4 protein-coding genes are annotated in these 3928 nt (G+C 68.7%); 1 reads left to right on the forward strand and 3 read right to left on the reverse strand.

Annotated elements, in window-relative coordinates; translation table 11 throughout:
• Positions 1-141: 141 nt before the first annotated feature.
• The 3 genes from O9280_RS15135 to O9280_RS15145 all read right to left on the reverse strand — a co-directional run bounded on the left by O9280_RS15135 (position 142) and on the right by O9280_RS15145 (position 2440).
• A complete protein-coding gene (locus tag O9280_RS15135) occupies positions 142-1122 on the reverse strand; it encodes a MipA/OmpV family protein (protein WP_298344603.1) in 981 nt (326 codons plus the stop codon).
• Between the two features lie 112 nt (positions 1123-1234).
• Positions 1235-1654 carry a nuclear transport factor 2 family protein gene (locus tag O9280_RS15140; protein WP_298344605.1) on the reverse strand — a complete coding sequence of 140 codons (420 nt, stop codon included), beginning with the start codon at positions 1652-1654 and terminating at the stop codon, positions 1235-1237.
• 639 nt (positions 1655-2293) lie between these two features.
• Positions 2294-2440 (reverse strand): arginase family protein, encoded by a 147-nt coding sequence (locus O9280_RS15145; protein ID WP_298344610.1) that lies wholly within the window; start codon positions 2438-2440, stop codon positions 2294-2296.
• Between the two features lie 111 nt (positions 2441-2551).
• Here O9280_RS15145 and O9280_RS15150 point away from each other — a divergent pair, with 111 nt between their 5' ends.
• Positions 2552-3868 carry an IS1380 family transposase gene (locus tag O9280_RS15150; RefSeq protein ID WP_298344614.1) on the forward strand — a complete coding sequence of 439 codons (1317 nt, stop codon included), beginning with the start codon at positions 2552-2554 and terminating at the stop codon, positions 3866-3868.
• Positions 3869-3928 lie beyond the last annotated feature (60 nt).

Consider the following 3928-nt stretch of genomic DNA (forward strand, 5'->3'; position numbering starts at 1 on the left):
AAATCCATCCAGTGCCTGGCCCGCGTGCTGACGACAAAACGGCCCGCATCCCAAGCCGGGGAAGGGGCAAATGCGTCCGGCTGGGCGCCATGAGCACTCCTGAACGCGGCAAACGACGAGGCCGCGCCTCAAATCGCCGAATCACCTACTAGATTCGCTCCGGAAAGCCATCCAGTACGGCACTCGTGAAAGATCCGGGCTAGAACAGGCCGTTCGTAGCCCCTGATCCCCCGGATCGCCAGCAATGGCGCGGAGATGGGGCGGGTTGGCACACTCACCCGATGGGCGAAATGCGACGCCCACCAGGCTGATCCACGCCCCCTTGCTCTCGACGAGTGGGCTGCCAGAAGCGGGTCCGAGCAGGCGTCGGTAGGCGATGTCGGCTACGAAGTGCCATGGACCGGTCTGTTTCGCCTCGACGCTGACCTCGAGGGCGGCGCTCTGCCAACCTGCACTGGGCCGGTAGACCGCGTAGCCGCTTGCGGCGCCCTGCGCGGGCGAGATGCCATAGAAGGCTCGCACCTGCCGGCCGTCGGCCCAGATCACGGTCGGCAGCAGAGTCACCGCGATGCCTGGCGCCGGCTCGAGCGGCAGCAGCAGACCAAGCAGACCGACCGTGCCCTGCGCGCTCTGGCCGAGGTCACCTTGCTCGACCGGCGTCGACAGCTGAGCAACCATCGGCACCCCGAACACCGTGATCCAGCCCTGCACGCCTGCATCGACGGTCGGCCGGACGCGACCCAGACCTCGCAGCCAGCTGCTGCCGTCGTCGCCGAGCAGCGCCGGTTCACCGTCGCGCCGCCCGTACCGGTAGCCCAGCATCGCCCCTGCGCCCCAGGCGTCGACGTCGCCCAGACTCCATCGCAGCTGCGGGCCGAGCGGGCCCAAACCCACAGCCCCGCTGTCGAGTTCGAAGGGACCCCAGCGGTCGGAGCGCCATTCGCCGCTCACCCAGATGGGTGCCCGCACCCTGGCCGTGCCGGCTCCGCTGTAGTCCGCTTGCCAGCTCAACACGGTGCCCAGCTCCAGCCTCCAAGGGCGGGCTTCGGGTGCCGCGGCGAGGGCCGGCGCGCCAGCGAAGGCGAGCGCAGCCAGGCCGAGCGCCGCGAGGCGCTTCGACATCAACGTTCCCCCCCTTGCTCATCGCGTGCCGACCCGTGGCCTCGGCGACGCCCGCTGCCGCGCCGGTAGCCACCGCGACCCCACCGTTCGGACCGACCATGACAGCACCGGGTCAGGCGGTAGGGAGGCCGAACGAGGAGGTCATAACCGCATCCCAATGCTCTGCGATCAGGCCGTCCTGGAAGCGGAAGCAGTCGGCGGTACGAACTCCGAACTCGGAACCGTCGGCGAGAGTGCACCTGAAGCTATGGAGAACCATGGCGCAATCATCCTGCTCGATCGCAAAGTGAGTCTCGATCCTGATCGCCGAGGACAACTCGAGCATCTGGCCGAAGTGTTCGCGCAGGCTGTCCCGGCTCCGCTCCGCCATCGCGGTGTGCGACACATAGCCTGCAGCGACATGCCGGTCGATCGAACTCAAGTCGCGAAGCTCGAAGACGGAGCGGTAGAGATCGAAGACGGCAAGTGCCTTCGATCCGCACTTCGCGATGGCGCTCCGCTCCAGGGGCGCAGACAGACAGACCAGGTTCATGGAAGCATCTCCTTTCGATGGCGGGACGGGGATCTGACCGCAAGGTCGCGGCAGTCGAGCGCGGGGGGAAAGGGGTGGGCGAACCGGCGCCAGGGCCTGCAGCGGCGGTGCGCTCTGCCGCGGGGTACGCCTGCACGAGACCCAGGTGCGGAACGCACTGAGAGGCAACGGGCTTGCCTCAGCCTCCCGCTCGGGTCGGGACGACGTTGGGTGCCTGGCGGCGGGCAGTCGGAGTCGACGGCGTACGCACAGGTGTTGATGGACTCGAACACCTGCAGCCGCGTCAGACGGATGGCGCACTCCCCGTGCATCGGGTGGAGGAGGAAGGCGGATCGCAGCATCGAGGAAATGAAGTGCGTCGAGCCGCACATCGGCGTTGCCGGGATCTCGATGTCCCTGAGGCCGCCCACGTCGCGATAGCGCTCGCAGCGGTCGCAGTCGACTCCGAAGACCATCGGGGCGCGCGCGACCGCCGCAGCCGCGCCCGCAGGACCGGCCCCCGCGCTGCAGGCCCTCATCCACTTCGCGGGCGGCCTCGTCCATCTCTCCATCTTCCGGCTACTCGGGCTGAAGGACCGACGGGGCGGAGGCCGACGGCGTCGCTGCCCTCGGTCCTGGCTCAATGGTCCGAAGCGGGATCTATCGGTGCACCACGCCAGGCAGCACGCAGAGCATCTCGTAGAGCAGGTTCGCGCCCAGCAGCGCCGTGTTGCCGCCCGGGTCGTAGGACGGGCACACCTCGACGAGGTCGGTCCCGATCAGGTTGAGCCCCCGGCAGCCGCGCACGACCTCTAGCCTGGATTTTTCACGAGGCATGAAGTAGGCGACCTGCCTTCGTTGCGCGTTTTCATAGGTATTCGACGTCTATGGAACCGAACCAACGAGGGAGGTCGCCCAATGCCAAAGTGTACGGATCGCAGGATGGAGCTTGGCCGCGTGGGCAGGCGCGTGGTCGAAGCGGCCTTCGATGGCGGGGACATCGCCACCGACGGCGGGGTGGTGCTGCTCAGGCAGGTTGACGAACGGCTGGGTCTGAGCCGTGCGGCTGCGCGTGCGGTGGGCGATTCGCGGCGTGCCGCCAGCGTCGAGCACGGCATGCGGGAGCTGCTGGCGCAGCGCATCTACGGGCTGTGCTGTGGCTGGCAGGACGTGACCGACCACAACACGTTGCGGCATGACCTGGTCTGGCAGACCGCCGTGGGCCGGGACCGCAGCCTGGGCAGCGCCCCTACGCTGAGCAGGCTGGAGAACGCGGCTGGCGCGCGCCAAGCCTGGGCGTTGCACGGCGTACTGTTGAACCAGTTCGTGGCCAGCCGCAAGGCGGCGCCGGCAGAGTTGGTGCTGGACGTGGACGCCACGCACGTGCCGCTGCACGGGCAGCAGGAGCGAGCGCACTTCAACGCGCACTACGACAACTACTGCTACCTGCCGCTGTACGTGTTCTGCGGGCAGGACATGCTCGCGTGCGTGCTGCGCCCGAGCTGGCGTGATCCGGCCAGCATCGTCAGCGCGGTGCTCAAGCTGCTGGCGCGACGCCTGCGACAAGCGTGGCCGGGGGTGCGGCTGGTCGTGCGCGGCGACAGCGGCTTCAGCCGAGCGAAGGTGCTGCGCCGCTTGGAAGCCTGGGGCATCGACTACGTGTTGGGCGTGCAGAAGAACCCGGTGCTGGAGTGGAACTGCGCACTGGCCGCCCAGGCCGTGGCCGAGCGTCATGCGGCCAGCGGCACAAAGGAGCGCCTGATCGGCGAGTTCAGCTATGCGGCTCGAAGCTGGAATCGTGAGCGGCGCGTCATCGCGCGGCTGGAGCACGGCGCGCAAGGGGCCGACGCGCGCTTCGTCGTCACCAGCCTGAGCGGCGACGCAGGCGAGCTGTACGAGCGGCTGTACTGCGCCCGCGGCGAGGCCGAGAACCGCATCAAGGAGGCGCAGCTGGATCTGTTCGGCCGCCGCGCCAGTTGTCACCGCTACGCGGCCAACCAGATGCGGCTGCTGCTGGCGGCCCTGGCCTACACGCTCATGATCAACCTCAGGCGGCTGGCCTTGGTGGGCACCGAACTGCAGCAAGCCTGCACGGTCACGATCCGCACGCGGCTGCTCAAGATCGGCGCCGCGGTGCTGCGCAACACGCGCCGCGTGAAGCTGATGCTGGCCAGCCAGCATCCGCTGCGCCAGGTGTTCGAAGTGGCCGCCGCGCGACTGGCTCCCGTCCCGTAGACGTCCATCCAGTGCCTGGCCCGCGCGTTGACCCCAACCAGGCCCGCAGCCCAAGCCGGG

This window comes from Silanimonas sp. (genome assembly GCF_027531545.1).
Lineage (GTDB): Bacteria > Pseudomonadota > Gammaproteobacteria > Xanthomonadales > Xanthomonadaceae > Silanimonas.